Here is a 25,442-nt window from a genome sequence, read left to right on the forward strand (position 1 = left end):
CGACAAGACACATAGTGTTGGTGTGATTGTACAAAGGGAATAATTATGACTGCTGTAAGGAAAGGTGTGCGTGGCTTGGCAGTGTTATCCAGCGTTACCTTGTTGGCGGCCTGTGGTGGCGGCGGAGGTGGCGGTTCTGACGGGCCAGACCTGACTCTGGATAACGATAATCTGGCGGAGCAAACGGTTGAGGTTGGTCCGGAGTCGGATGTTCGCGGTATCCTGGGGCTCTACGATGATGTTGATTACGGATCGGAGTTGATTGTTGAAGTTCAGGACATACTCGCGACTCAGAGCGGGGGAGTCTCGGGCACCACAGACTGTGACGGCGGGGGTACTGCCACGGTGACCTACGCGGGAGCCGACGATAATAGTGATGAGACCTGGACATTGCAGGGTTGTGTAGTAAACACGAGTGGGTTCGGTGCCGTCACGCTAAACGGTGATTACCGCTATGTCGATACGTTAACGGAAACCAGCATCAAAGGGTTTGAAACCTACAACATTAACGGCCAAGTGCAATCAGGAGAAGGGGCTGAACAGCTCCTCATGCGCGGTCGGGTCGATTTTGATTATTCGGGAACGGAAGACTCCGCTCGCTTTATCGATACCATCAGCGTATTTGAGCTCAAGATTGGAGAACGGTACGTCGCGGTCACCGATGGTGAAACGCGTTTAATATTTAATGGATCTGAAGCAGAGTATTCCAACAAAGCCAAACTGATTGGCTCTGCGATTGGTGGTTATATCCAGCTCACAACACCCGTGGTTGTTGAGTTTGTCGAAGGCCAGGAATGTCCGGTCGCTGGCGTGTTTCGAGTTGCGAGTAATGGCACCGCGGAGATTCGCTTCGGCACCAGCACTGGAGGAACTGGCGTAGTGGCGATCTGGATTGATAATCAGCTCGTTGAAAGCTATGACAACTGCAGCGAGATCGGCGTCGTTCCCGCACTCTGATCACTAAGGGGTGAAGGCCAAGCCTTCACCCCTAGCCCCTCAAAGATCTTCGGCCAACTGTTTTACCAAATCCCCAGCCGAAACCTCCCTACAACCAGCGGCATTCTGCCCACACCATAAAGGCGAGAAATCCTCGGAGCCCTGTGCCTCGGCGGCCGCCCGCAATGGTGCTATGGCGTTGGTGGCCAATGGGAAAGCGGGAGCCAGGGCTGATATCGGCCCCAGCTCTCGCATCACTCGGTTCATAATGCCTCTTGCCGGGCCCCCGGAGAACAAATTAGTGATGGCCGTGTGCCGGGCCGCATCGCTCTTTAGCGCCTCGCGATGAACCGCCCGGGTTGTGGCTTCCGGACACAGCATAAACGCCGTGCCCACCTGGGCCGCCGCAGCGCCAAGTGCCAGTGCCGCCTTTACGCCCCTGGCATCGGCAATGCCACCGGCTGCAATAACCGGCACACTCACCGCAGCAACCACCTGGGGTAAAAGGGCAAACGTTCCCATCTGCGTGCTCATGTCCTTTGTCAGGAAAATACCCCGGTGGCCACCGGCCTCAAGCCCCTGGGCAATAATGCCGTCGGCTCCGTTGCCCTCCAGCCAAAGGGCTTCTTCTACCGTGGTAGCCGATGACAGCACCGTAGCTCCAGCGGCTTTGACCCGTTGCAGCAACTCGGGCGCAGGCAGGCCAAAATGGAAGCTCACAACGGCTGGCCGGAATTCCTCCACAATGGCAGCCATCTCGGTGTTGAAGGGTAGCCGCCCGGGGCCATTGGCAATAACGCCTTCGTCCAACCCGTATTCCCGATAGTAGGGCGCCAGCGCCGCCCGCCAGGACTTTTCCGCTGAGGTATCAGGTTCTGGTGGAGTGTGGGCAAAGAAATTCAGGTTGAATGGCCGGTTTGTGCTGGCTTTCAAGGCTTCAAGCTCTGCCCGGAGTGCAGCCGCGGTCAACATCGCGCAAGGCAGCGATCCGAGCCCGCCGGCATTGGAAACCGCTGCCGCCAGCCGGCTGTCTTGAACGCCTGCCATGGGCGCCTGAATGATGGGTAAATCTGTTCCCAGAAAGTTCAGCATGACGTTTTCCTATCCTGCATGACGGGACCTGCTGTTGCTGTGGACCACAGCGGGTAGGGGATGCCGGCCAAGCGATTCATTACAAAAGCATGCGCCAGCAGCAAGCCGACACCGGCCATCAGTATAGGTAATTGGGCCGGGTCTGGCATCAGCCCCAGAGAAACGATCAGCGCCGTAGCGCCCGCTGGTGGGTGCGCTACCCTGAACACCACCATCAGGCAGCTGGCCAGCCCCAGAGACAGGGCCGCTGCGCCCACCCGAGGCAAGTCGACACCCGTCATAAAAGCGGACGGCTGATCCAGCAAACCGAACAGGTACAGGCTGAACAGCCCAGTGAGAGCGCCAATGAGGTGTCCGCACAGGGTGTTTCTTGGTGAAGCGGGTTGGGCCATGGGCACATAGAACAGAATAAAGGCGGTGGCGCCGAGCGAGGGAAAGATAAACGCTTCCTGGGTGACAAGCGCAACAAAAGAGACCAGCGCAATACTGAAACCACCATTGATCAGATTGAACACAGCCATAACCGTGGTTCGACTGTACCGCGTGGCCAGTCGTTCCAGATGAAGTGCATTCAGCAATCCTTTGGCCAGCTGCCAGCGCAGCTGCTCGTTCCTGCGTCCCATGATCTTGGCTTGCCCTGATTTGGTGCATTAATTGAAAGGGGCGCGATGGTAAACACTGATGAATATCAAGGCAAACAGGGATTTTCGATATGGGTTAAGGGTAATCTGGATAATGTGCGGGCTTGAACCTCAGAGTGAAAGGCCAAGGTTGCCTGCTCTGCAAAACTTGTGGAATTTCTTGGAAATATGAGCCTTGAAGGCTAAGGTTCGATGATGAGTTCGTTAGCAAGCAATCATGACAGTCAGCGATCTCAGCGTTTAGCCGATGGTCGTCGTCAACACGGAATGTAATGGATGCAACAAACTGGAATTTACGAGCAGCTAATCACCAAGCTCGTCGAGAGTCGACTGGACAGAGACAAGTTCTACGTCGGTGAACGCCAGCTCAATAACGCCGAAGCCTCAGTGTGGCTGTCACGATTCCTTTCCAGCATCCTTGAATTTGCCATTGAAGCCGTGCCGTCGGGCGATGATCGGCTGCAAGAGCAAATCAAACTCTCCAACCAGCTGCTGATGTGGCTCAAGAGCCAGATTTCTGACGAAGGCTTTATTGCGGAAAACCTTCTCGATAGCCAAGGCAAGCTTCTCACCGCGCTTTACGAGCTGAAAAACCCTGTTGCTGCCAACCTCAAACAATACGTAGAAGACATTTTTCCGCTAACAGGCCTGACGCAGAGCGAGCTGTTCTCTGGCAGCAATGCCGGCTTGTCACTGGAATCCGAGCTCAAACGTGAGATTCTGTCCGCAGACAAGATTTATTGGCTGGTGTCGTTCATCAAGTGGGCCGGCATCCGCATTTTCCGGAAAGAGCTGGAAGCTTTCACCACCAGTGGTCGTGAGCTGAAAATCATCACCACCTCCTACATGGGGGCAACGGATGCCAAAGCCGTTGAGTATCTGGCCAGCCTGCCCAATACCGAAGTGAAACTGAGCTACAACACCGAGCGCGAAAGGCTTCACGCCAAGAGCTATTTGTTCCTTCGGAACACTGGCTTTCACACGGGTTACATTGGTTCATCTAACCTGTCCCGATCGGCATTAACCAACGGCCTCGAGTGGAATTTGAAGATCACCTCGCAAGAAATTCCTCACATCATCAACAAGTCTTTGAGCACTTTTGAGACGTACTGGGCATCAGACGAATTTGAGGGTTTTGATGGGCAGGCGGAGAGCACTGAAAAGCTAAACCGAGCTCTTAAGCAGCAAAAAGGGTTGGATGTTCCCGGTGTCTCCCACTATTTCGAAATCACCCCGTTCGCCCACCAGAAGGACATTCTGGAGCAGTTATCTGTCGAGAGGGACGTGCATCAGCGTTTCCGAAACCTCGTGGTGGCCGCCACAGGCACCGGCAAGACGCTGATTTCGGCGTTTGATTTTCAGCGGTTCCTGAAAGCAAAACCGAATGCCCACTTTCTGTTTGTGGCGCACCGGGAAGAAATCCTACGGCAAGCCCGCGAAGCCTACCGAGGCGTGCTGCGAAACAATGCCTTTGGCGAACTCTGGGTGGGCGGCCAGTTGCCAGAGCACTACCGCCAGTTGTTCGTGTCGATCCAGACATTAAACAACCAGCTGGATCAGCTAAAGCTCACTGAAGACTATTACGATTACATCGTGATCGACGAAGTGCATCACATTGCCGCATCCAGTTACCGGGCGGTACTGGAGCACTTTTCGCCTGAGATACTGCTGGGGCTAACTGCCACACCAGAGCGGCATGACAATGAGGATATCCTCAGCGACTTCGACGGTGTGATTGCCGCCGAACTCCGCTTGCCGGAAGCTATTAACCGTCGGCACCTTTGCCCCTTTCAATACTTTGGAATAGATGATGACACCGACCTGCGCACCATTCCTTGGAGTCGTGGGCGTTACGATATTGCTCAGCTGACGAACTTGTATACGCACAACCAGAATCGCGTAAAAAAGATTCTGCGAAGCTTGCGGGAAATCATCACTGATATCGAAAGTATGAAGGCTTTGGCTTTCTGTGTGGGTCATGACCACGCAAACTTCATGGCGCAACAGTTCCTACTGCACGGTATCAAAGCGGATGTGCTCACCAGTGACAACAGCCACGAGCGCCAGCAAAAGCAGCAAGCCATTCGATCCGGGCAAATCAACGTTCTGTGTGTGGTCGACATATTCAACGAAGGCGTCGATATTCCGGAAGTCGATACCTTGCTGTTCTTGCGTCCAACCGAGAGCCTGACCATCTTCCTGCAACAACTCGGCCGTGGACTGCGTTTGGCAGACGATAAAGACTGCTGCACGGTTCTGGATTTCGTGGGCAACTCCCGGCCTGAGTACGACTTTGCCAACAAATTCCGGGCACTGGTGGGTAAGTCAGAACGCTCGATTACGGAGGAACTCAAGCAGGGCTTCCCGCATGCACCGCTGGGTTGCCGGATTGAGCTCACCAAGAAAACCCAGGAAATGGTGCTGAGCAACATACGGCAAGCCACGCTGACCATGAAGCGGCTGGTGTCTTTGGTTCGTCAGTTTCCTCAGCATTCCACGCAGCCTCTCACGCTGAAAAACTTTATAACCCATCATCCTCATATCGACCTGAACGAACTATACAAACGGGGCAGTTGGGCGGAGTTGGTAAGCAAAGCGAAAGAAGAAGACGTAGCCGATGATTCGCCGTTCAAGCTCGCGAAGAAGGCCATCTATAACCGGATTCTGATCTGTGACGATCACCAGTATCTGCTGTTCCTCCAGAAGCTATGCCAAGCCGGCTTTAGCTGGGATAACGCCAACGATCGCCAAGCCCTTATGTGCCATTACGATTTCTGGCAGAAAACAGGGCCGGAGCTGGAATTTGATTCGCTTGCCCAAAGCCTGGCAGAACTCAGCAAGCTGGGGCTGGAACAGGAGCTGGTGGACGTGCTCGACTGGAAACTGACGAAAACAAAGCACGAACAGCTGGCCATGCCGGGGTTGCAGGAAGTGCCGTTGCGATTGCACGCCCGCTATTCCCGAGAGCAGATTCTGGTTGGCTTTGGTGCCATGACCTTCGAGCACCAGCCACCATCGAGGGAAGGTGTGTATGTCATCCCGAATCAGAACATCGAGCTGCTGTTTGTCACCTTGGACAAAAACGAAAAGCAGTTCTCACCAACCACCATGTACCACGACTACGCGATCAGCGAGCAGCTGTTTCACTGGCAGTCGCAAAACAGTTCCCGGCCTGACCGGGGCAAAGGGAAGGACTATATTCAACACCAATCCATCAACAAGCGGTTGTTCCTGTTTGTAAGAGAGCAGGCGAAAGATGAATATGGTCGCACGATGGGGTTTGTGAATTATGGTGAGGTGGATTACGTGTCTCACACTGGTTCCCAGCCCATGAGTATTACCTGGAAACTCCGAACCCCGATGCCAAACTTTATGTGGCATCAGGCGGCTAAGCTGGCGGTGGCATGAGTTACGGTCCCTACAACAAAAACGCCCCAAAATTCTTCACCCAATACCAGTCCCTGACCTTCGAACAGGTCCACCGCGACTGGCTTCCCCAGTTGGACAAGAAAGCCGGTCTGGCGCTGGATGTGGGCGCTGGTAGCGGCCGAGATGCACTGGCACTGGCAGAGCGTGGTTGGGACGTAGTGGCGGTGGAACCGGCAGCGGAATTGCGCCGCCTGGGCGAGGTGGCAACCGCTCATCGCAGTATCCAGTGGGTGGACGATGCCCTGCCGGACCTGAGCGAAATCCGCAAACTCAGTTACCGATTTGATCCGGTGCTGGTGTCGGCGGTGTGGATGCACCTGCCGCCTACGTCTCGAGAGCGGGCGTTCCGTATTTTGACTGAACTGCTGGCGCCGTCTGGCATGTTGGTGATCACTCTGCGACACGGACCGGGGGATGGTGAGCGCCAGTTCTACGAAGTGTCAAAAGCCGAGCTGGATAGCTTTGCCCGCCACCGGGCCGTTATGCCGGTGCCTTTGCCGGATAGGCCGCGTGCCGATCAGCTGAACCGTGCCGATGTGTGGTGGGAGATCGCTGTGTACCGGGCTTAATTCTGTTGCCTTGCCTTCCCCTAAACCCCACTTACAATGAAAGTAGCTACCAACCGGAAGCCAATGACAACCAGGAGGCAGTTATGTCCAAGAAAGCTGAGAAAAACCTGAAGAAAAAGATCAACGCCCGCAAAGCCAAGATCGAGAAGCACGAAGCAAAGATCAAGTCACTGAAGAAGAAGCTGAAGAAAGCTTCCTGATGCCGTATAGGGCCGCCTCAGCGGGGTGGCCCGTTTACCAATCTCCGTTTACCTGTTCCTCCAGCGTACGTTCCCGGATGTCGTCTTTCACGCCTTCGCGCTCCAGCTCTGCCAATACCCGTGCCAGTTCCCGGGCAAGGTTGCCGTGCCGGCGGTTCACGTAGTGGTAAAGCTTGAAACGGATAACCGGTTCCGGCAGCACGGTGAATTGGTTCCAGTTGTCGGATGTCAGTGGCGACAGCCCTTCAATGTCAGACACCAGGGCAAGCTCCACGCGCCCCCGCTCAAGCAGTTGGTGCATCTGCTCGTAGCTTTCGGTATGCAATGGCTCCATGCCAAGTGTATCGGCGGTTTGCTCGGCGATGATGACGCCGCGGCGAACGGCCACTTTAAGCGGCTGATCGCCAGGCTCTGGCATGGTTTGCGCGTTGGGGTCGCGCACTACCGCGAATAATCCACCCTCCAGCAGCGGGTAATCAACCTGCGTGAGGTTTGGATACTCAGCCGCCACGCTCTCAATGCGGAACAAGTCTCCGTCCAGCTTGCCGTTGTCTGCCATCATCAGGGCGCGCCGAGAGGGTGCCACCAGGGTTCTCATCTCCAGCCCCAGGCGTTGATAGGCAACCTCCAGTAATCGCACCGCCATGGTGGTGCTGGGTATGTCGTCGATCACAGCAATATAAATTCTGTTCTCGTGACCATCGGCATAGGCGGTGGCCGGTGCCATGCTGGCGATGGCCAGCGCCGCGGCTATAAAAAGGATTCTGGAATGCATTAAATTTCCCCTCTACTCCCTTGAAGGGTTTATCTGAATACTAGTTCCAAATCCTGCAAATGCCTGTGACTTTCTGTTAACGAACTTTGCGGCCGGTGTAATCGGAAAAATCCGGCTTTTGTGACCGGTGATTGTCGTCGGTCATGTAGGCGGAGGTCAGCACGAACTCTGCGGTGGCGCGGTTGCAGGCAACCGGGATGTTCCAAAGGGCGGCGATGCGCAGCAGGGCTTTGATGTCGGGGTCGTGGGGTTGGGGTTCCAGTGGGTCCCAGAAGAATACCAGTAGGTCGATTTCACCCTCGGCTATCTTGGCGCCGATTTGCTGGTCGCCACCCAGAGGGCCACTTAACAGGGAGTGCAGGTCTTCACGTTGCAGGCTTTCTTTGAGCAGGCGGCCGGTGGTGCCGGTGGCGTATAGACGCAGCGGCGCGAGGCGGGTGCGGTTTTCGTTCGCCCATTCAACCAGTTCTTTCTTCTTGTTGTCGTGTGCCACCAGGGCGACGGATGTTACGGCCATTGTGATGGTTTGCTCCTTTGCTGTGCCATGAAAGTGGTCAAGTGTTTCACAATCGGTAAGCACGGGGAATAGTACAAATGGGGCGGGCAACACAGTCTGTAGGGCTGGTCAATAGCCCCGCCGTCGGCTGCCATATGGGCGCCCGGGGCATGGGGTGCGATTTCCGGGGGCGATATGCTTGGGGGTATAACAAGACAACCCGGAGAAACCTCATGGTGCAGCAGGTCTATATCACCGGCGGTGCAAGCGGCATCGGCCTTCATTTAGCGCGAACATACCTGGGTTTGGGGGCGGCCGTTACGTTGTTCGATATTCAGCCGACCGCGCAGGCGGTAGCGGAGCTGTCGGCTATTGCCGGGCCAGAACGGGTGCGCGCCTTTGCTATGGACGTCACCAAACCGGGTGAGGTGAGAATCGCCTTTGCCCAAGCCGCTGAAGGCGGGCAACCCGATGTGGTGATTCATTGCGCGGGCATTGCCATTGCTGCGGATTTTGAGGCTATCGATGACGACGCCTATGCCCGGGTCATCAACATCAACCTGATTGGCTCGCGTAATGTGGTGGCTGGCGTACTGCCCCATATGGCCGCTGGTTCGCACCTGGTTTTGGTGGCTTCAATGGCGGGGTTGGTGGGCTGCTACGGCTATGCGGCTTACTGTGCGTCCAAGTACGGTGTGGTTGGCTTGGCCGAGGTGTTGCGCATCGAGCTGGCAGCCAAGGGTGTTGATGTATCGGTGGTGTGCCCACCAGAGGTGGAAACCCCGATGGTAGAGGCCGAACGCTTCAATCGCCCCAAGCAGACTGAAGCCCTGAAGCTGATGGCCGGCACTTTGCAACTGGATGATGCCGTGGCACAGATCCGTAAAGGCATCGACCGCCGACGATTCATGATCATCCCCGGCTGGCGCGCCCGCAGCCTCTGGTTCACCAACAAACTCCTGCCAGGTTTCCTTACCCGAAAATTCACCGACTTCCTGGTCAGCCGCTGAAATTGGGGTCAGACCCCAAGACATTTCGTTGGGTGAAATGTCCGGGGGTCTGACCCCAAAGGTTATGGGATCAGTTCCAGTTCTTTGCGCATTTCCTCGGCGGTGGGTCGCAGTTGGGTGAGGCCTTTTCGGGATCGACGTTCGCTCAGGTAGTAGAGAATGGGCGAGGCTATGAACACAGAGGAGCTGGTGCCGATGACGATTCCGAACAGCATGGGCAAGGCGAAGCTGGATACCGCAGCACCGCCGGCGATGCCCATGGGCAACAGTGCCAGGAAGGTGGTCACGGAGGTGAACACGGTTCGGGTTAGGGTGGAGGAGATGCTGCGGTTTAGCAATTCCAGCATGGGCATGTCCGGTGTTTGCCGCAGGTTTTCCCGGATACGGTCGAACACCACCACTTTGTCGTTCACGGAATAACCAATCAGGGCCAGCAAGGCGGCCACGGCGGTGAGGTTGAACTCCACACCGGCCAGGGCGAAGAAGCCGATGGTTTTGGTGAGGTCCAGGGCGATGGTGATGGTGGCGGCCAGGGCGAAGTGGGATTCAAAGCGAATCCACAGGTAGGCCAGCATGCCGGCGCCTGCCAACAGGATGGCCAGGATGGTGGCATCGCTGAAGCCGCCGCTGACTTTCGGGCCGACCACGTCCACTTTCGGGAAGCTGGCATCCGGCTGCAGGCTGGTGACGGCGGATTTCAGGGCGTCTACCGGGTGTGCCGCGCCTGTGTTGGAGCTGGCATCCGCCGGGAGCCGGATCAGGAAATCACCGTCCTGGCCGAACTCCTGAATGGACGCAGCGCCCAGTTGCTGGCTTTGCAGGGTTGTTCGCAACTCATCCACGGAGACAGAAGGCGCGCGCACTTCCACCAGGGTGCCGCCGGTGAAATCCACGCCGTAATCCAGGCCGGGTTGGATGAACAGGGCGATGGAGGCAATCGACAGAACGCCAGACAGCACCAGGCCAATCACCCGGCCTTTCATGAAGTTGACGCCCCTCTCGCTTAGGCGATCCAGCCAGGCAAACCCTGCAATGGTGAGCGGCTCCCGCTCCCGGCCCTTGATCCACCATTCCATGACCAAGCGGTTGAAGGCGACGGCGGTGAACAGGGAAGTGAGCAAGCCGATGCCGATGGTTACCGCGAACCCTTTTACCGGGCCGCTGCCAAACATAAACAGCAGGCTGACGGCAATCAGGGTGGTCACGTTAGAGTCCAGAATGGTGCTGTAGGCACGCCCGAAGCCTTCCCGGAGTGCCATCCAGGCGACTTTGCCTTTGCGGGATTCCTCCCGGATGCGTTCGTTGATCAGGATGTTGGCATCGACCGCCATGCCAATGGTGAGGATGATGCCGGCAATGCCCGGCAGTGTCAGTGTGGCCCCGAGTATACTGAGCAATCCCAGAACCAGGCCGATGTTCACGGCTAATCCGGCACAGGCGATCAACCCCCAGCGGCCATAGATACCAAGCATGAAAGCGATCACCAGGGCTGCGCCGAGCAGGCCGGTGCTCACACCCATGGCGATGGCATCGCTGCCGAGGTCCGGCCCTACCGTGCGTTCTTCGATGACGTGCAGAGGCGCGGGCAGGGCGCCGGCTCTCAGTAACAGGGCCAGGTTGCTTGCTTCCGCGGTGGTGAAGGAGCCGCTGATTTCGCCGCTGCCGCCGGCAATCACGCTGCGGATGACCGGCGCGGTGATCACGTGATTGTCCAGCACGATGGCCAGTGGCCGGCCGATGTTCTGGCGGGTCATGTCGCCGAACAGGCGGGTGCCCTCGGAGTCGAGTTTGAAGTTGACCACCGGTTCGGTAGTGTCTTGGTTAAAGGCCATTTGGGCATCGCTGATGTGTTCGCCCTGCATGGCTACCCGTTTCTCCAGCACATATTCCTGTTCGCCAGTGGCGTCGGTTAGCCGGAGAACGGCGGAGCGCCGGCTTTCATCCGGCTTGGCAACCCAATGGAAGGTCATCTGGGCGGTGGTGCCTAAGAGTTCGCGGATATGAGCCGGGTCGGCCACACCGGGCATCTGCACCAGGATATGGTTCTTGCCCTGGCGGGTAATGCTGGGCTCCACCAGGCCGGTTTCGTCCAGGCGCCGGCGTACCACTTCGAGGCTGCGTTCTACGGCATCTTTGAGGAGCAGGTCTTCCGGTTGGCCCGGGTTGTTGGCGAGCAGTTCGGTGGCGTCAACTTCCAGCAGCAGGTGCGAGCCGCCCTGCAAGTCGAGCCCGAGTGACAGGGTGTTCTCCAGGTACCAGTCCGGGAACTTGTCGGCCAGGTTGGCCGGCAACAGATTCGGCATTGCGCTCAGTAGCCCGAGCACAATCACCAGGCCATACACCATGGCCCGTGAACGTAATGATTTCATCGGTAATCCTTGATAAACCGGGTCGCGGTCAGACAGGCGTTACGGCCGGTCTGCGTGATGTTCTGTGCAGGGGATTACGCGATGGGCGGTGCCCGCAGGGGCGGCGTGGTGAAATCGGTGAGGGAAGCGGCTCGCTCGGCGCGGTAGTCGACCGCCGGCACCGGAGCGCGGGATTGCGACCAGAGCACTGCATCAAGAAGCCGGACCAGCTGCTCTGGGCTATCGAGGAACGGCTCGTCTTCCGCTGAGCCGGTTTCTGCCACCGCCAACGCCGGGTTGTGGCTGGCAACCACCAGATGGTCCAGGTGATTGACCACAACCTTGCCTGCCGGGCTCGGCTGGGCGTGCGCTTGGGTGATTGAACACAGAAGAACCAGGGCAAACACAGCCACAGCAAAACCGGACACCATCTGGCGCCAGGGCGGCAACTGCATTGCGAGGGATCTGTTCATGGAAATGTTCCCGGAAGATTCCTCGATTATTGGGGCAAGGCCTCCGGGATTCAAGATGGGGTCAGACCCCAAGACATTTCACCCCTTCAAATGTCCTGGGGTCTGACCCCAAAGATTATTGCGGGTGGCGGTTGAAGATGCCGATGATCGGGGTGCCATGGGCTCGCAGGACCGGTTCGATCTCGCGGTGCAGGGCGTGGTACCGGTAAAACGGTACTCTCGGAAACAGGTGGTGGATTGAGTGCAGATTCTGCCCGAGCCAGAACCACTCCACCGGTTTCATGTAGGCGGGCATGATCAGGCTGTTGGTGTTGCGGTAGCGCTTTGGCTCCTTGTAGGGCAAGTGCGGCCGGTAGGCAAACCAATAGGCGGTGAAGGCGCCGCCAATCAAATATCCGACCAGAACAACCGCCATTGCGCCGCTCTGGCTCACCAGCGACAGAAACAGGATTCGCCAACCGATGGAGACAAACAGTTCGGTGCAGTAGATGACTTTTTCCCTTCGGGATGCGCTGCCCCAATGTTGGCGGGCGAAGAAGGTGTTTTGTACCCAGAGGAACCTGAGCACCGTCAGCAGGGCGCTGAAAGGCCCCTTACCCATGCCGCTGATGAGGAAGTCCGGGTCTTTATCCGGCTGGTTGGTGTAGCGGTGATGGGTGAAGTGCTCCAGCCGGTGTGACTGATAGGGCACGGCAATCAACGGAGCAACCAGATAACCGCAAAGATGGTTGAGCCAGGTCAGCTGGTCGTGTTCACCGTGGATATTGTTGTGAACGGCCTCGTGCAGCGGGGTGTAGGAGAAATACGTCAGCGCTCCGATCAGCAGTGTGGCAGCCCAGACAGGCAGAGCCCCGGCCATGAATAATGCCAGGGTGAGCACGAAAGAAACGACGGTGGCAAAGGTCAGTGCCACGGTGGGCCAGGCTACCTCGCCCATGTGCTGTTTTGCGGCGGTGATGGCCTGCTTGTTGAGGGTGGTGAGGTCTTCGGTCATCGGGTGCTCCGGGTTGTTCTGACAATGCCTACAATAGACTTGGCGCGCCAGTGCAGACAGGGCAGCTATGGCCAATCAACAGGCATAAACGGCCTTGGCACCTTGTGCGCTTGTCCGGCTTGCGGGGGCGGGGCATACTCCCGAGCTATGTCAAATTCCGATACCCTTTTGCACCCAGTTACCATCAGCCAGGTCATGATCAACTTTGCTGTCAGGCAAGGAGTAGATCGCGAGACCTGTTTGCTGGGTACCGGCATTGCAGAGGAGGACTTGCAGGCGGCTGATGGCTTGATTACCCGCGCCCAGGAAATGCGGCTGATCGAGAACCTGATCCTGGCACTGCCAGACACGCCGGCTTTGGGGTTCCGTATAGGTCTGCAATACAGCGTGTCGACCTTTGGAATCTGGGGCTTTGCGTTGCGCACCAGCCGAACCTTGCGGGATGCCACCGTATTAGCCCTGCGATACCTGCCGCTCAGTACCGCCTACTGCAAAATGCAGACCTTTGTGGAAGGCGATGACTTCGGCGTTGCGTTTGATCCCGATGATATTCCCCGCCATTTGCGCCAGTTTCTGCTGGAGCGGGATCTGGCCACGGGGCTTAATCTGTTCAAAGAGCTGAGCCTGGCAGGCTTTGACGTGCAGGCGATCGAACTGAAAGGCGAGCCATTGCCCTATGCCTCCTGCTTAGAGGAGCTGAGCGGCGTGAGGCTGACGTTTAATCGGCCGCGCAACGCACTGGTTATTCTGCGGGCGGATGCCGATCGTCCTCTGCCGACCTTCGACCCGCACCTGGTGCAAGTGCTGGATCATCAATGCCGTCAACAACTTGAGCGGCGACAAACAGGCGGCTTTGCCGGACAGGTGCGACAGCAGTTACTCGGGCCGCTGGGATTGGTGGCATCGCTGGATGAAGTGGCAGGAACCTTGGCCATGTCCCCCCGCAGTCTCCGGCGCAAGTTGGACCTGGAGGGCACCAGTTTCCGCAAACTGTTGGAAGAAGAACGCCGCCAACTGGCGTTGCAGCTGCTGAAGAACAGCGCCATGAAGCTGGACGAACTCGCCATTCACCTAGGCTATACCGACACCGCCAGTTTCACCCGAGCGTTCCGCCGCTGGATGCATTGCTCCCCCGGCGAGTACCGCAAAACTTCGTCACCAACGCAGGACTAAATCAATCTTTGGGGTCAGACCCCAAGACATTTCACCCCTTCAAATGTCCTGGGGTCTGACCCCAAAGTTTACTTCAGGGCCTGGTTGAGGTCGGCGATTAGGTCCTGGGGGTCTTCCAGGCCTACGGACAGGCGCAGCATGCCGTCGCCGATGCCGCGTTTCAGGCGTTCTTCCCGGCTCAGGCTGTGGTGGCTGGTGGCGCTGGGCTGGCTGACCAGGCTTTCTACGCCGCCAAGACTGGTGGCCAGGAGGAAGATTTTCAGGGAATCCGCCACACGTTCGGCTGCTTGCTGGCCGCCTTCCACTTCAATGCTGAGCATGCCGCCGAAGCCGGTCATTTGTTGTTTGGCCAGTTCGTGGCCTTCGAAGGAGGGCAGGCCGGGGTAGTGGACTTTGGTGATTTTCGGGTGCTGTTCCATGGCCCGGGCCACCGCCATGGCATTTTCGTTGTGCTGGCGGATTCGTACCGGCAAGGTTCGCAAGCTGCGGGAGAGCAGGGCGGCGGTTTCCGGGGCGATCAGCTGGCCGAGGTTCTTGCGCCAGGCGGCGACCGGTTTAGCCAATTCGGCTGAGGTCATCAGAGCCCCGGCGGTGATGTCGCTGTGGCCGCCCAGATATTTGCTGGCGCTGTGCAGTACCAGATCCGCCCCCAGTGTTAGCGGTTGCTGATTAATGGGGCTGGCGAAGGTGTTGTCCACCGCCACCCGGGCTCCGTGTTGGTGGGCGGTTTCGGCGATGGCGCGAATATCCAGGAGCGCCAGGTTCGGGTTGGCGGGTGTCTCGAAGTACACCAGTTTCCCGGGCACATCCAGCCGGCTTTCCAGCAGTGCCCGCTCTTCCCTGAACAGGAATTGCACATCAATACCCAGCGCCATGCAGTGGTTTTTCAGCAGCTCCTGGGTGCCACCGTACAGATCGCCCACGCAGACAATGCCGTTGCGGCCATGGGTGAGCAGCGTGGCGGAGATGGCCGCCATGCCTGAGGCAAACGCCAGCGCCGCTTCCGCCTGTTCCAACCCTGCCAGCCCCTGTTCCAGCTCATTGATGCTGGGGTTGGTGCCCCAGCGGGTATAAAGATTACCCTCGGTGCGCTTCTCAATCACATCCAGCAAGGCTGCCGTGTTCTCGAACCGGTAAGTGGTGGTGTTGTATACCGGTGAATAAGGGCTGCCGAACGCATCCTCGTGGCGGCGGTTGTGAATGATGCGGGTGGCGGGGCCTTGGTTCTCTGGCTTGGTCATGGGCGTTCCTATCTAATTTGGGGTCAGACCCCTTATCCAATCTACTGGAAAGCCATACTATCAAAGTTCTCAGTACTCAGAAGGATCAAACCTTGGCCATCAAAGTGACTCAGTTCAGCCACGGTGCGGGATGTGGCTGTAAGATTGCTCCGGACGTACTCGATAACCAAGCCTCTGGGCGTGGGGGTTCTCACCAGCGCCTCCAAGAAGGGCAAGGTGACGCCACAGGACCTGGCGGTTGCCGTAGAGAACATGGCCACTCTGAACAAGGTGGGCGAAGCCCTGGTGCTTACCGAAGACTGAATCAGCTGGGGTCAGACCCCAGCACATTTGATGGGTCAAAATGTCTTGGGGTCTGACCCCAAAAATTGGAGGGGGAGGTAGTTGAAGCCGCCGGTGGGGAACATGGCCCGCTCGGGGGCGTCGCTACCGACCACTTCGATGCCATTAATCTGCTTCAGCAGCTCTTCCATGAAGACTCTCAGTTCCATCCTCGCCAACGGCGCCCCTGGGCATATGTGGATGCCGGCGCCGTAGAGTAGATTCTTCGGGGCGTTCTGGTGCGGGCAGAAGTTGTCCGGGTCGCCGAAGATGTCCTCATCCCGGTTGGCCGAGGCCCACAGCAGGGTGATCTTTTCGCCGGCGGGAATGTGGCGACCGCCGATATCCACGTCGCGGGTGGTGATGCGCCGGTTGGAGATCAGCGGGGCATCCATCCTCAGGATTTCGTCGATGGCCTCGGGAAGCTGCTCGGGTGCAGCCTTGAGATCGTTGAACAGGTCCGGGTGGTGGGCCAGGTAGTTGGTCAGGATGGAAATGCTGGCGGAGATGGTGGCCAGCTCACCCACGGTCCAGTTGCGAAGCAGGCTGACCAGCTCTCCATCGGTCATCGGCTGGCCGTTGACCTGTTCGCGCAGCAGCCGGGTGGTAACGTCATCCGCTGCCTGGTCGCCAGCCTGGCGTCGGGTATCCAGCAAATCACGGATGTAGCCGTCGAACTCTTCTGCCACTTCCGCCATGGCGGCACGGTCGGCGGCCAGGGTTGCCCGGTGATTCTTCATCACCCACTGCGCCAAGGGCTGGTGCAGGCTGTCGGGCCAGCCCATAAAGGCGCACTGGATTTGCAGGGCGAACGGGCGGCTCAGGGCGTTGACCACATCCACCGACTGGTTCTTTTGCAGATCATTGACGAGCCCCCGAGCGACGTCCCGGCATTGAGGCTCAAACCGGGCCATGGGCTCCGGGGCGAAATAGGGCTCAATCGCTTTGCGGTAGGGCGTGTGCTCGGGCGGGTCCATACCGTTGGGCACGGAAAGATGGGCCGAGACGGCATTGCTGAAGGTGTCGTGGTCTTCCAGAACACGCATCACATCGGCGTGGCGGAACAGCGTCCATTGTTGGTAGTCACTCCAGGCCGCCGGGCAGGTCTGACGCATGTCATCGTAGGCCCGGATCTGATCCTGCTGGACGTCTTTGGCTCTGGGGTCCCAGTCCTGGTGACGCTGTTCTGCCATACGGCCTCCTCGGATTATTCGGTTAGCTTGGTGGAAGCCTAACACCGGAGGCCGTCGAGCCTTTGGAGAAATATCAAGTGCTGATATTTGTAAAGGAAACTGCTTATGCTTTTCGGGTAACGCTGACCACTTTCAGGTGAATCGGCTTGCGGCCTTTCATTGGCCATTCAATGCTGTCGCCAATGCTCAGGCCCAGCATGGCGGCGCCGGCCGGGGCCAGGATAGACACCTTGTGGTCGGCGTCTCCCACTTCGTGGGGGTATACCAGCATCATCTCGTGTTCTTTGCCGGCGTCTTCGTCTACGAAGCGCACCATTGAGTTCATGGTGACCACGCCCTCGGGCATATCCGCCAGTGGCTTGAGGTCTGCACGGCTCAGTTCTTCCTCCAGGCCGTCGGCCACTTCCGATTTGCCGGCCATGCGCTCCAGCAGGGTGCTGAGGCGGTTGTAATCTTCTTCGGCAACAGTAATCGCAGGTAAATCAGACATAGTAATCTCCGGAAAAAAGGTTCAGGTATGTTTGGTTAAGTGCTGAATCCGGGGAGGTGTTTGGAGGGATTCAGCGAAATCAGAGACGGACAGAAGCCCTGCCGGTGTTCGCAAAGGAAGACCGCAGTGCCGGAGGGAATGTGTGAATGCTGGTGCTAGGTTTGTTCACGATGAACTCATCACACGGGAATAGACAATTATCTGAAATCTACCCGCTGTGTCTGAAAAGAGCAACGTGCAATTGAGGCCCGGCCGGTTTATACGGATGGCCGGGCCCTGAGTCAGGTGGGGTTATTTTGGCAGGCAGTTGGTAACGGCGTCGGCGATGCTGTACTGGAAGTTGATGTAACCCTCCGCATTGCTTTCGATGTCGGTCGCCAGCGGGTCCCAGGTGCTGAAGGTGACATCAAGGCCTTCGGTGATGGAACGCCACCACTGCCGGTTGAACTGGGGCTCCGTGAGCAGGCAGGGCTGGTTGGCTTGCTGCAGCTTGCGCTGAACCTCGGCGATATGCCGGGCGCCGGGAGACAATTCCGGATTCAGGGTCAGTACGCCGTCCAGGGTCAGGCCGTAATGCTCCGCATAGCGGGTGAAGGCGTCGTGGTAGGCGAACAGGCTGATATTCTGTGCGCCACTGAGTCGAGCGCGAATGTCCTGCTCAGCCTTGGCCAGGCTTTCTTCAAAACGCGCCAGGTTGGCATCAAGTTGGTCGGCATTCATGCCGTCCAGAGTGGCCAGCCTGGTACGAACGTCTTTTGCCATCTCCAGTGCCAGCGCAGGATCAATCCATATGTGGGGGTCTTCGCCGTCGCCATGGTCATGGTGGTGATGATGGGCATGCGCGTCTTCCCGGTGGCCATGATCGTCATGATGATCGTGGTGGCCGTGATGATCATCATGATGGTCGTGATGATCCTCTTCGTTATCGGTTTCAGGTCCTTCCATGAAGGCCATGGCGCGATCCTGGAATTCCCGGCCGCTCAGCAGCCGGTTCAGGAAAGTTTCCATCTCCGGCCCTACCCAGAAAATCACATCGGACTGCTCCAGGGCCCTGCGCTGGGACGGCTTCATGGTGTAGTTGTGTGGGCTGGAGCCCGCGGGGACCAGGGTAGTTACCTTGGCCTCGTCGCCGGCCACCGCCTTGACGATCAGTTCCAGTGGTTTGATGGAGGTGACAATGTTGGCTGCTGCAACCGGAGCTGAGGCAACCAGGGCACTCAGCCCGAGGGCGAGGTAAGACGCTTTGATTTGCATGGTGGAGGACTATCCTGATGGCTTTTTCGATACGTTATAATATTACACTTCAGGTGCGCTGTGCAAAACCGGATCATGCGAAAACCAGCCATGGCCGCTATAATGCCGGCTTTATTCACTGGTCAGTTATTTTCAGGATGGTTTCATGACTGTACGCACCCGAATTGCCCCGTCGCCCACCGGTGACCCACACGTTGGTACTGCCTACGTGGCCCTGTTTAATTTGTGCTTTGCTCGCCAGCACGGTGGTCAATTCATTCTGCGCATTGAAGATACCGACCAGGCCCGCAGCACGGCAGAATCTGAGCAGGATATTCTCAAGGCGTTGCGCTGGCTGGGCTTGAACTGGGATGAGGGCCCCGACGTAGGCGGCCCCCACGGCCCCTACCGCCAGTCTGAGCGTAAGCATATGTACGGTCAGTACGCGGAAGACCTGGTCACGGCCGGCCACGCTTTTTATTGCTTCCGCACACCGGATGAGCTGGATGCGATTCGGGAAGAGCGCAAGGCCCAGGGCCTGAACCCGGGCATCAAAGGTGACCTGGAGCTGCCCCAGGAAGAAGTGAAGCGTCGACTGGACGCCGGCGACCCTTACGTCATTCGCATGAAAGTGCCGGACGAGGGCGTGTGCGAAATTCAGGATATGCTCCGTGGCACCATCGAGATCGACTGGGCCCAGGTGGATTGCCAGATCCTGCTTAAATCCGACGGCATGCCTACTTATCACCTGGCCAACGTGGTGGATGACCACCTGATGGGCATTACCCATGTGTTGCGCGGTGAGGAGTGGATTAACTCCGCGCCCAAACACAAGCTGTTGTACCAGTACTTCGGTTGGGATATGCCGGAGCTGTGCCACCTGCCGCTGCTGCGCAACCCGGACAAGAGCAAGCTGTCGAAGCGCAAGAACCCCACCAGCATCAACTTCTATGAGCGCATGGGCTTTTTACCAGAGGCGGTTACCAACTACCTGGGCCGTATGGGCTGGTCCATGCCGGATGAGCGCGAGAAGTTCACCCTGGATGAGATGATCGAGAACTTCGACATCCAGCGTGTATCCTTGGGTGGCCCGGTGTTCGATGTGGAGAAGCTGCGCTGGCTGAACGGCCAGTGGATTCGTGACGAGCTGAGCGATGAGCAGTTCATGGAGCGCATGCACCAGTGGTGGTTCAACCGTGACGATCTGCAAGCGCTGGTGCCGCACATCAAGGGCAGGACAGAAGTGTTTTCTGACGTGGCCCCCATGGCCCAGTTCATGTTCAGTGGCATGCTGAACCTGAAACCGGAAGACTTTACCCATAACAAACTGGATGAAGGCCAGATCAAGCGGGTGCTGCAGTTTGCCCTGTGGAAGCTGGAAGCCCAGCGCCACTGGGGCAAGGACACCATCTTTGCCGACATCAAGGCTCTGGCTAAAGCTATGGATCTGAAGATGGGGGATTTCATGTTCTCCATATTCGTGGCCATTGCCGGAACGCCTAATTCCTGGTCCGTGATGGACTCCATGGCGTTGCTCGGCCCGGACATGACCCGCTCCCGTTTGCGCCACGCCCTGGACGTGATGGGTGGCTTTTCCAAGAAAGAAACCAAGAAAGTGGAAAAGGAATACGCCGCTCTGGGTATTTGATGAGCGGTTTGTTGGTTAATTGAACGACACGGACAGGGATGTCCAAAAAACTTTAAAAAAAGCGGAATCGGGTGTTGACGCCCTAGGGGCGGATCCTTAATATACGCATCCGTTGAGGGGCCATAGCTCAGCTGGGAGAGCGCAACACTGGCAGTGTTGAGGTCAGCGGTTCGATCCCGCTTGGCTCCACCAATTTCTAGTCCCCTTCGTCTAGTGGCCTAGGACTCCGCCCTTTCACGGCGGCAACAGGGGTTCGAACCCCCTAGGGGACGCCAATTCGGCTTGACGGTTTAGTCCACCGGAAAGCCACAAAAAAACCGCCTTCGGGCGGTTTTTTTATGGGGTTTTAAAGGGTCTGTCCCCGAACGGGGACTGACCCCCATTTGCCCGTCTATTGCACCAAATCAGAGCCCATGGGAAAACCAGACCTCCGCCGGCAGAAGGGTGGGGTCTTCAGGTTTGGTGCCATAAAAAGGGTCAGTCCCCATGCGGGGACAGACCCCTGAAAACCCATTGGTTCTGATTGGGTGCTTAAGACGGGCAAAGGTGGGTCAGACCCCGTTCGGGGTCAGACCCGGCTGGCAATAGCCCCCTTACCAACTCCCTCGTAGGCCTTCACCCGAATCTCGTCCTCCGGGAACTCGGCTTTGAGTTTGTCGGCGATATGGGCGGCGATGAGCTCTACAGTGGTGTCGGTGTCGAGCATGTACACGCGGCTTTCCGGCAGGGTTAGGGCGAATTCGCCCTGGTTGGCTTCGTATTCGAAGGTGATGTAGCCAACGCCGTCTTCGCCAACAAAGCGCCGGGTCACGTCTTCTTCGGTGCCAACGTAGATGTCTTTCCATAACTTGGCCCAGCGGTTTTCCAGCTCGTAGTCCCGGTGGCCATTGCGGTCTATGCGAATCGGGGATCGATGGCCGTGGGCGATGCGCTGGCAGTTGCCCAGGTGCTTCTTCAGGCCATGCACGTAGTGGTAGTAAGCGCCTTCGATCACATCTTCCCGCAGGTTGATCTCAACCGACGTGACGTTGCCGGGCAGAACGGCTTTCAGTTCTTTTTCCAACAGGGCCGCCACGGCAGACGGCACTACCCGGTCGGAAGACAGCCACACCACGGCTTCGTCGGGGGAGCGGTGTTCAATGTGGCTGCCATCGGTCAGGTTCCAAATGAAAGCATCTGGTGTCTCTTCGTCCCAATTCAGGCCTTCATAGCCACGCGGAATCACCAATCGGTGATCGACCCGTTCATCGATTACCCGTTTGATGGTGCGTTTTACCAGGCTGAAATCGAACACCATACCCTGGTCGTCCAGTTCACCGCCCAGGACTACGTCTGTAATCCAGCTTTCACCCACAAGGCCCCGGGCCGGGTCCAGGTAGGCAAAGTCAATCACGGTGATATTGTCGACAAAGAGGTGGTTCATGGGTGGTCCGGCTGATTTGGTTGCATGGTGGCGGAATTCTAGCAAAAATCGGGTGATTCAGCAGTTTACTGCGGCTTGCCTGGATTCCCGCATACCAAGGAGAAGGATATTTTAACCAGCAACGGTGTTACTCACGATCAGCAGTTTCCGGCATTGGTGCTGGCCGCTGGGCGAGCCTCACGGATGGGGCGCACGAAGCAACTCCTGATGCTGCCGGGTGGTGAATCGTTGTTGTCCAGAGCCGTTGGTCAGGCTCGGTTGCTATCCCAACAGGTCAGGGTAGTGGCCGGTTGTGGTTACCCCCTGGTTCGATACCGCTGCGCGCTGCAGCCGGGCGCCTGGATCTATCATCCGGACTGGTCGCAAGGACTGGCCGGATCACTGGCGGCGGGTATCCATCAACTGGGGCGGCAGGCTCTGGGTGTGTTTGTGGTCTTGGCAGATCAGCCACTGCTGGCGCCTGAAGGGTTGAAGCAGCTGGCAGCGCAGGCTCGCGCTGAGCCAGAGCGGCCATGGGGAGCTAGTTATGGGGAACGCGTGGGGGTGCCTGCCTGGATACCCCGGTCACTGTGGCCGCAAGTGGTGGCTCTGACGGGGGACGCCGGAGCGGGGCGGGTTCTGAATCGTTCAGGCGCTGGAGCCATTGATATTGCCGGAGTGCAACCGGATGTTGACACCCCGGAAAGTTGGCAGGAAGTCAGGCGGTTATTAGCCGAACAAACCTGACAGCCAGGCAATGCCCACAGTGAATATGCCGAGGCTGACCGCCAGTCCCAGAGTGTAGATGCGGGAGTTGGCAGAGCGCTGTTGCGATACATACAGATCAATGGTGCGCTGGGCAATGTCTTCGGCGGTTTCACGGGAGATCTCGTGGGCCTGCTGAATGGCCTCAGACTGCAGGGTCTGCCAGAACTCGGTGTCGATGGTCTGAACGCTGGTGATGTGGTCTTTCAGCTCTGCCATGTGCTCAGCGGTGAAGCCCGCATTTTTCGACAGTTCCTTCTTCAGCCGCGCCAGTTCCTGGCTAAGGCTCAGGTTGACCTCGGCGGCAACGTCATCCCGAAGGTTGCGGGTGCGGTCATCCAGCAGCTTGGTGAGCTCGTTCAGCCGTTCTTCTATGGCTGCGTCCTGTTTGCTGCGGTTTTCGTCCAGGGCCCGTTTCAGGTGATCAAACTGTTCGTCGAACAAGTCACTGAGCAGTTCGTGCAGGCGGTTGTTGATGTGGGTTTTTACCGCAGAACGGGCAATCTGCTCGATCAGGTCGCTGGTCAGCGGCACCACGTTCGGGCTGGTATGTCCGTTAGCGCCGATATCGCCTTTCGGTGACATCTCCACTGACGCATCTGTGGGTATGTGCAGCAGTTCGTCTTCAGTATCCGGCAATTCGGCATCGTTTGCGGTGGTAACGTTGGGAGGCAGTGTTCCCTGTTCCACATCACTGGCCAATTGGTCCAGAACCAGGCTGAGGCCATCAGTCTGCGGGGGCTTGGTCAATATGTTGTACACCCCGAAATTGCGGGCCTCTTCCATAAACGAGGAGGACTTCTTCGAGGTGCACATGATGATGGGGATGCCGGCGGTGTCCGGGTTCCCCTTGATGGCTTTGGTGGCCTCAACGCCATTCATGCCGGGCATCAGGTGGTCCATAAAGATCACGTCCGGGCGATCATGGCTTTTCAGGAAGTCCAGTGCTTCCTCGGCAGAGCCCGCCATGTTTACTTCCATGTCCCGACCCTCAAGTAGTTTGCTGAGCGCAAATCTTGCTACTTTTGAGTCGTCCACCAGCAGAGCGTTTTTGATTGCCATGTCACTACCTCAACCTGTTACTGCAAACACGTGGTTACTGCGGCCGGGTGGTTACCAGCCTTCCAGTTGCGGGCATTGCGTTGCCCGATAACTCTTGTCCCGATAACACACACCGGGTTCTGTGGTGCGGGCGGTAAAGACTTCGCCAGCCGCAGTGGTCAGGCGCACCTGTCCGTAGGGTTCGCCATGCCGGAACGTAGCCTCGATCGAACTGCCGTTCGGGTTGCGCAGCAGGCCCCTTCCATGGAATCTGCCTTCTATGTACTGGCCGTCGTACTTCTTGCCGTCGGCAAACACTTCCGAGCCCTTGCCGTGGAATTCGCCGTTGGAGAATTCGCCCTCATAGGAGCGGCCGTCCGGGTAGGTCAGGGCGCCCTGGCCATGGAATTCGTCGTTGCGGAAGCCACCAACGTAAAGCATGCCATCGGCAGTGGTGAGCGAGCCATGGCCATTCATGCGGCCGCGGCTCCAGTTGCCGGTGAGGATGTCGCCGTTGTCCAGGGTCAGGGTGCCTTTGCCGTGGAACTGGTCCCGTTCGAACTGACCGGTATAGGCTGAGCCATCAGCGCTGCGCCATTGGCCCTCACCGTGGCGCTCGCCATTGTCCCAGTCGCCTTCGTATCTGCTGCCGTCGGGGTACCGGGCCTTGCCGGTGCCATGGAACTTGCCGTCAACAAAGTGTCCTTCGTAGCGAAGGCCGGCCTCGTCCTGCCAGGTGCCGTCGCCGGTTCGTACGTCACCAACCCACTCACCATTGCGATAATTGACCGTGGTGTAGGCTTCCAGGCGGCCCACCAGCGTCAGCTCCTGGCCAGCGGTCAGTGCTACGCTGTTGGTCCAGGGTTGGTAACCGGGTTTTTCGATGGTTACGTCATAGCGGCCAGGCTTCAGTTCCAGATCAAGCCGGGTGGCGCCGTAAGTTTTGCCGTTGATCGTAACCTGGTCGCCCACCACGTTGGAGCGCAAGACCAGTTTGCCAGTACTCGGTGGCGGCGGCTCTTTTGCCTGTTCCGGGGCAGGTTGCTGAACAGGGCGTTCAGCCTGAGGAGTGTCCAGCCGGGTGTTGATGGCTGAAACCGGTTCTGCCACGGCAACCATTTCCGGCTGTTCCGGCATGGGGGGCAGGGTAAAGGGAGTAGCGCTGGCGGTTTCAGAGACCGGTTGCGCGGGCTGTTCGGGTTCCGGTAAGGCAGGTTCCGGTGCTGGCTGTGGCTCTGGTGCCAAGACCGGCTCCGCCGCCGCGGCTATGGTTTCAGCCACGCCGGGAACGGTTACTTCGGGCACGTCTTTTCTGACCGAGGCGAAGCCGGCGGTAACCAGGAGCATTAACGCAAGGGCGTTTACGAACAGTAGTGGTCTGAAATCGACCATGACGAAACCTCGTGATCCAAACTTACCGGATACTTTCTTATGGTTTCATCTTACCCACTGTCTGCAACGTTATGTAACAGAAAGTGTCTGAAGTTAGCCAGAATGCTGGCCAAATCACATTTTGTCCGGAAGCTGATCATGATTGAGCTGCTCCCAGGACTTCATGTACACATCGGCTTCGTATTGATACGGTGACCGAAATGGCGTCAGCACGAAATCGAACACCAGGAAGAAGGACCCGATCGACAGCCAGGCAATGGTCAAGGTGCTGATGGTGGTGGCCTGTTGTTCAGGGTTGGAATTCACAAACCCTTGCAGCAGGGGGATCATATCCGACGCCATCACCACCGGGTTAAAACTGGACAGAACGAACGGTAGCCAGAAAGCGATGAAAATCGGGAAGAACCCGAACGACCACAGCAGGCGGCGCAGCAGGTAAATGGCAACTTCTCGCCAGAAGCGCTGTCTTATTTCGGGCACCTTGCGGATTCGCTCCAGGTACTGGCGTCTTTCCGCCCACCAGGCGGCTACTTCCGGGGCGTCGATATGCTTGGGGGTGCGGTCTGTCATAATTCGGCAG

At 57.8% G+C, this 25,442-nt stretch carries 23 protein-coding genes and 2 tRNA genes; 10 read left to right on the forward strand and 15 right to left on the reverse strand.

Annotation, left to right across the window (positions count from 1 at the left end; all coding sequences use genetic code 11):
- Positions 1-45 precede the first annotated feature (45 nt).
- Positions 46-957, forward strand: a complete 912-nt coding sequence (locus FIV08_RS07380; RefSeq protein ID WP_152437874.1) for a hypothetical protein — start codon at positions 46-48, stop codon at positions 955-957.
- 39 nt (positions 958-996) lie between these two features.
- On the opposite strand, the gene FIV08_RS07385 is transcribed toward FIV08_RS07380, so the two are convergent.
- Both FIV08_RS07385 and FIV08_RS07390 read right to left on the reverse strand, forming a co-directional pair.
- A complete protein-coding gene (locus FIV08_RS07385; RefSeq protein ID WP_152437875.1) occupies positions 997-2,028 on the reverse strand; it encodes an NAD(P)H-dependent flavin oxidoreductase in 1,032 nt (343 codons plus the stop codon).
- Entirely contained in the window at positions 2,022-2,651 is a 630-nt protein-coding gene (locus tag FIV08_RS07390) for an HPP family protein (protein ID WP_152437876.1), read from the reverse strand. The genes FIV08_RS07385 and FIV08_RS07390 overlap by 7 nt, the downstream gene beginning before the upstream one ends.
- A 294-nt stretch (positions 2,652-2,945) precedes the next feature.
- Between FIV08_RS07390 and FIV08_RS07395 the strand changes: the two genes are divergently transcribed.
- Positions 2,946-6,077 carry a DUF3427 domain-containing protein gene (locus tag FIV08_RS07395; protein WP_152437877.1) on the forward strand — a complete coding sequence of 1,044 codons (3,132 nt, stop codon included), beginning with the start codon at positions 2,946-2,948 and terminating at the stop codon, positions 6,075-6,077.
- Entirely contained in the window at positions 6,074-6,667 is a 594-nt protein-coding gene (locus FIV08_RS07400) for a class I SAM-dependent methyltransferase (RefSeq protein ID WP_228715510.1), read from the forward strand. Before FIV08_RS07395 ends, FIV08_RS07400 begins: the two co-directional genes overlap by 4 nt.
- A 234-nt stretch (positions 6,668-6,901) precedes the next feature.
- Here FIV08_RS07400 and FIV08_RS07405 read toward each other — a convergent pair whose 3' ends face one another.
- Together FIV08_RS07405 and FIV08_RS07410 are read right to left on the reverse strand one after the other, a co-directional pair.
- Positions 6,902-7,642, reverse strand: a complete 741-nt coding sequence (locus FIV08_RS07405) for a transporter substrate-binding domain-containing protein (RefSeq protein WP_152437878.1) — start codon at positions 7,640-7,642, stop codon at positions 6,902-6,904.
- A 76-nt stretch (positions 7,643-7,718) separates the two neighbouring features.
- Positions 7,719-8,159 carry a methylglyoxal synthase gene (locus FIV08_RS07410; protein WP_106695455.1) on the reverse strand — a complete coding sequence of 147 codons (441 nt, stop codon included), beginning with the start codon at positions 8,157-8,159 and terminating at the stop codon, positions 7,719-7,721.
- 212 nt (positions 8,160-8,371) lie between these two features.
- On the opposite strand from FIV08_RS07410, the gene FIV08_RS07415 reads away from it, so the two are divergent.
- Positions 8,372-9,148, forward strand: a complete 777-nt coding sequence (locus tag FIV08_RS07415; RefSeq protein ID WP_152437879.1) for an SDR family oxidoreductase — start codon at positions 8,372-8,374, stop codon at positions 9,146-9,148.
- A gap of 62 nt (positions 9,149-9,210) precedes the next feature.
- Here FIV08_RS07415 and secD read toward each other — a convergent pair whose 3' ends face one another.
- The 3 genes from secD to FIV08_RS07430 form a co-directional block, all read right to left on the reverse strand.
- The gene (gene secD, locus FIV08_RS07420; RefSeq protein WP_152437880.1) at positions 9,211-11,517 is read right to left on the reverse strand and encodes a protein translocase subunit SecD; all 2,307 of its coding nucleotides are present in this window, start codon (positions 11,515-11,517) and stop codon (positions 9,211-9,213) included.
- A 74-nt stretch (positions 11,518-11,591) separates the two neighbouring features.
- Positions 11,592-11,969, reverse strand: a complete 378-nt coding sequence (locus FIV08_RS07425) for a hypothetical protein (protein ID WP_152437881.1) — start codon at positions 11,967-11,969, stop codon at positions 11,592-11,594.
- Positions 11,970-12,084: 115 nt separating this feature from the next.
- A complete protein-coding gene (locus tag FIV08_RS07430) occupies positions 12,085-12,963 on the reverse strand; it encodes a fatty acid desaturase family protein (RefSeq protein WP_152437882.1) in 879 nt (292 codons plus the stop codon).
- Between the two features lie 147 nt (positions 12,964-13,110).
- Between FIV08_RS07430 and FIV08_RS07435 the strand changes: the two genes are divergently transcribed.
- Entirely contained in the window at positions 13,111-14,136 is a 1,026-nt protein-coding gene (locus FIV08_RS07435) for an AraC family transcriptional regulator (RefSeq protein WP_152437883.1), read from the forward strand.
- A gap of 68 nt (positions 14,137-14,204) precedes the next feature.
- On the opposite strand, the gene FIV08_RS07440 is transcribed toward FIV08_RS07435, so the two are convergent.
- Positions 14,205-15,377 (reverse strand): trans-sulfuration enzyme family protein, encoded by a 1,173-nt coding sequence (locus FIV08_RS07440; RefSeq protein ID WP_152437884.1) that lies wholly within the window; start codon positions 15,375-15,377, stop codon positions 14,205-14,207.
- A gap of 132 nt (positions 15,378-15,509) precedes the next feature.
- Here FIV08_RS07440 and FIV08_RS19710 point away from each other — a divergent pair, with 132 nt between their 5' ends.
- Positions 15,510-15,680, forward strand: a complete 171-nt coding sequence (locus FIV08_RS19710) for a hypothetical protein (RefSeq protein ID WP_172972256.1) — start codon at positions 15,510-15,512, stop codon at positions 15,678-15,680.
- Between the two features lie 35 nt (positions 15,681-15,715).
- On the opposite strand, the gene FIV08_RS07445 is transcribed toward FIV08_RS19710, so the two are convergent.
- The 3 genes from FIV08_RS07445 to FIV08_RS07455 form a co-directional block, all read right to left on the reverse strand.
- A complete protein-coding gene (locus FIV08_RS07445; RefSeq protein ID WP_152437885.1) occupies positions 15,716-16,891 on the reverse strand; it encodes a cytochrome P450 in 1,176 nt (391 codons plus the stop codon).
- Between the two features lie 103 nt (positions 16,892-16,994).
- Positions 16,995-17,381 (reverse strand): nucleoside diphosphate kinase regulator, encoded by a 387-nt coding sequence (rnk, locus tag FIV08_RS07450; RefSeq protein WP_152437886.1) that lies wholly within the window; start codon positions 17,379-17,381, stop codon positions 16,995-16,997.
- Positions 17,382-17,672: 291 nt separating this feature from the next.
- The gene (locus FIV08_RS07455) at positions 17,673-18,635 is read right to left on the reverse strand and encodes a zinc ABC transporter substrate-binding protein (protein WP_152437887.1); all 963 of its coding nucleotides are present in this window, start codon (positions 18,633-18,635) and stop codon (positions 17,673-17,675) included.
- A 145-nt stretch (positions 18,636-18,780) separates the two neighbouring features.
- Between FIV08_RS07455 and gltX the strand changes: the two genes are divergently transcribed.
- The 3 genes from gltX to FIV08_RS07470 all read left to right on the forward strand — a co-directional run bounded on the left by gltX (position 18,781) and on the right by FIV08_RS07470 (position 20,537).
- Positions 18,781-20,262 (forward strand): glutamate--tRNA ligase, encoded by a 1,482-nt coding sequence (gene gltX / locus FIV08_RS07460; RefSeq protein ID WP_152437888.1) that lies wholly within the window; start codon positions 18,781-18,783, stop codon positions 20,260-20,262.
- 116 nt (positions 20,263-20,378) lie between these two features.
- Positions 20,379-20,454, forward strand: a tRNA-Ala gene (locus FIV08_RS07465).
- Positions 20,455-20,461: 7 nt separating this feature from the next.
- A tRNA-Glu gene (locus FIV08_RS07470) sits at positions 20,462-20,537 on the forward strand.
- Positions 20,538-20,830: 293 nt separating this feature from the next.
- Here FIV08_RS07470 and FIV08_RS07475 read toward each other — a convergent pair.
- A complete protein-coding gene (locus tag FIV08_RS07475) occupies positions 20,831-21,685 on the reverse strand; it encodes a 6-pyruvoyl trahydropterin synthase family protein (RefSeq protein WP_152437889.1) in 855 nt (284 codons plus the stop codon).
- A 156-nt stretch (positions 21,686-21,841) separates the two neighbouring features.
- Between FIV08_RS07475 and FIV08_RS07480 the strand changes: the two genes are divergently transcribed.
- Positions 21,842-22,411, forward strand: a complete 570-nt coding sequence (locus tag FIV08_RS07480) for a nucleotidyltransferase family protein (RefSeq protein ID WP_228715542.1) — start codon at positions 21,842-21,844, stop codon at positions 22,409-22,411.
- On the opposite strand, the gene FIV08_RS07485 is transcribed toward FIV08_RS07480, so the two are convergent.
- The 3 genes from FIV08_RS07485 to FIV08_RS07495 form a co-directional block, all read right to left on the reverse strand.
- Complete coding sequence (locus FIV08_RS07485; RefSeq protein ID WP_152437891.1) at positions 22,394-23,491, reverse strand: response regulator; 1,098 nt, start codon at positions 23,489-23,491, stop codon at positions 22,394-22,396. The genes FIV08_RS07480 and FIV08_RS07485 overlap by 18 nt on opposite strands.
- Positions 23,492-23,542: 51 nt before the next feature.
- Positions 23,543-24,862 carry a PEGA domain-containing protein gene (locus FIV08_RS07490; RefSeq protein ID WP_152437892.1) on the reverse strand — a complete coding sequence of 440 codons (1,320 nt, stop codon included), beginning with the start codon at positions 24,860-24,862 and terminating at the stop codon, positions 23,543-23,545.
- Between the two features lie 114 nt (positions 24,863-24,976).
- Positions 24,977-25,432, reverse strand: coding sequence for a hypothetical protein (locus tag FIV08_RS07495; RefSeq protein WP_061331891.1), 456 nt, complete (start codon positions 25,430-25,432; stop codon positions 24,977-24,979).
- Between the last annotated feature and the right edge of the window lie 10 nt (positions 25,433-25,442).

Source organism: Marinobacter sp. THAF197a, from assembly GCF_009363275.1.
Taxonomy (GTDB): domain Bacteria; phylum Pseudomonadota; class Gammaproteobacteria; order Pseudomonadales; family Oleiphilaceae; genus Marinobacter.

Excerpts from the sequence above, each read along its gene's own strand:
- FIV08_RS07495 (WP_061331891.1), bottom strand. The coding sequence starts at position 25,432 with ATGACAGACCGCACCCCCAAGCATATCGACGCCCCGGAAGTAGCCGCC.
- FIV08_RS07485 (WP_152437891.1), bottom strand. The coding sequence starts at position 23,491 with ATGGCAATCAAAAACGCTCTGCTGGTGGACGACTCAAAAGTAGCAAGA.
- FIV08_RS07425 (WP_152437881.1), bottom strand. The coding sequence starts at position 11,969 with ATGAACAGATCCCTCGCAATGCAGTTGCCGCCCTGGCGCCAGATGGTG.
- FIV08_RS07445 (WP_152437885.1), bottom strand. The coding sequence starts at position 16,891 with ATGGCAGAACAGCGTCACCAGGACTGGGACCCCAGAGCCAAAGACGTC.
- FIV08_RS07440 (WP_152437884.1), bottom strand. The coding sequence starts at position 15,377 with ATGACCAAGCCAGAGAACCAAGGCCCCGCCACCCGCATCATTCACAAC.
- FIV08_RS07405 (WP_152437878.1), bottom strand. The coding sequence starts at position 7,642 with ATGCATTCCAGAATCCTTTTTATAGCCGCGGCGCTGGCCATCGCCAGC.
- FIV08_RS07435 (WP_152437883.1), top strand. The coding sequence starts at position 13,111 with ATGTCAAATTCCGATACCCTTTTGCACCCAGTTACCATCAGCCAGGTC.
- FIV08_RS07385 (WP_152437875.1), bottom strand. The coding sequence starts at position 2,028 with ATGCTGAACTTTCTGGGAACAGATTTACCCATCATTCAGGCGCCCATG.
- FIV08_RS07455 (WP_152437887.1), bottom strand. The coding sequence starts at position 18,635 with ATGCAAATCAAAGCGTCTTACCTCGCCCTCGGGCTGAGTGCCCTGGTT.
- gltX (WP_152437888.1), top strand. The coding sequence starts at position 18,781 with ATGACTGTACGCACCCGAATTGCCCCGTCGCCCACCGGTGACCCACAC.
- FIV08_RS07400 (WP_228715510.1), top strand. The coding sequence starts at position 6,074 with ATGAGTTACGGTCCCTACAACAAAAACGCCCCAAAATTCTTCACCCAA.
- secD (WP_152437880.1), bottom strand. The coding sequence starts at position 11,517 with ATGAAATCATTACGTTCACGGGCCATGGTGTATGGCCTGGTGATTGTG.
- FIV08_RS07410 (WP_106695455.1), bottom strand. The coding sequence starts at position 8,159 with ATGGCCGTAACATCCGTCGCCCTGGTGGCACACGACAACAAGAAGAAA.
- FIV08_RS07395 (WP_152437877.1), top strand. The coding sequence starts at position 2,946 with ATGCAACAAACTGGAATTTACGAGCAGCTAATCACCAAGCTCGTCGAG.
- FIV08_RS07430 (WP_152437882.1), bottom strand. The coding sequence starts at position 12,963 with ATGACCGAAGACCTCACCACCCTCAACAAGCAGGCCATCACCGCCGCA.
- rnk (WP_152437886.1), bottom strand. The coding sequence starts at position 17,381 with ATGTCTGATTTACCTGCGATTACTGTTGCCGAAGAAGATTACAACCGC.
- FIV08_RS07415 (WP_152437879.1), top strand. The coding sequence starts at position 8,372 with ATGGTGCAGCAGGTCTATATCACCGGCGGTGCAAGCGGCATCGGCCTT.
- FIV08_RS07390 (WP_152437876.1), bottom strand. The coding sequence starts at position 2,651 with ATGGGACGCAGGAACGAGCAGCTGCGCTGGCAGCTGGCCAAAGGATTG.
- FIV08_RS07380 (WP_152437874.1), top strand. The coding sequence starts at position 46 with ATGACTGCTGTAAGGAAAGGTGTGCGTGGCTTGGCAGTGTTATCCAGC.
- FIV08_RS07490 (WP_152437892.1), bottom strand. The coding sequence starts at position 24,862 with ATGGTCGATTTCAGACCACTACTGTTCGTAAACGCCCTTGCGTTAATG.
- FIV08_RS07475 (WP_152437889.1), bottom strand. The coding sequence starts at position 21,685 with ATGAACCACCTCTTTGTCGACAATATCACCGTGATTGACTTTGCCTAC.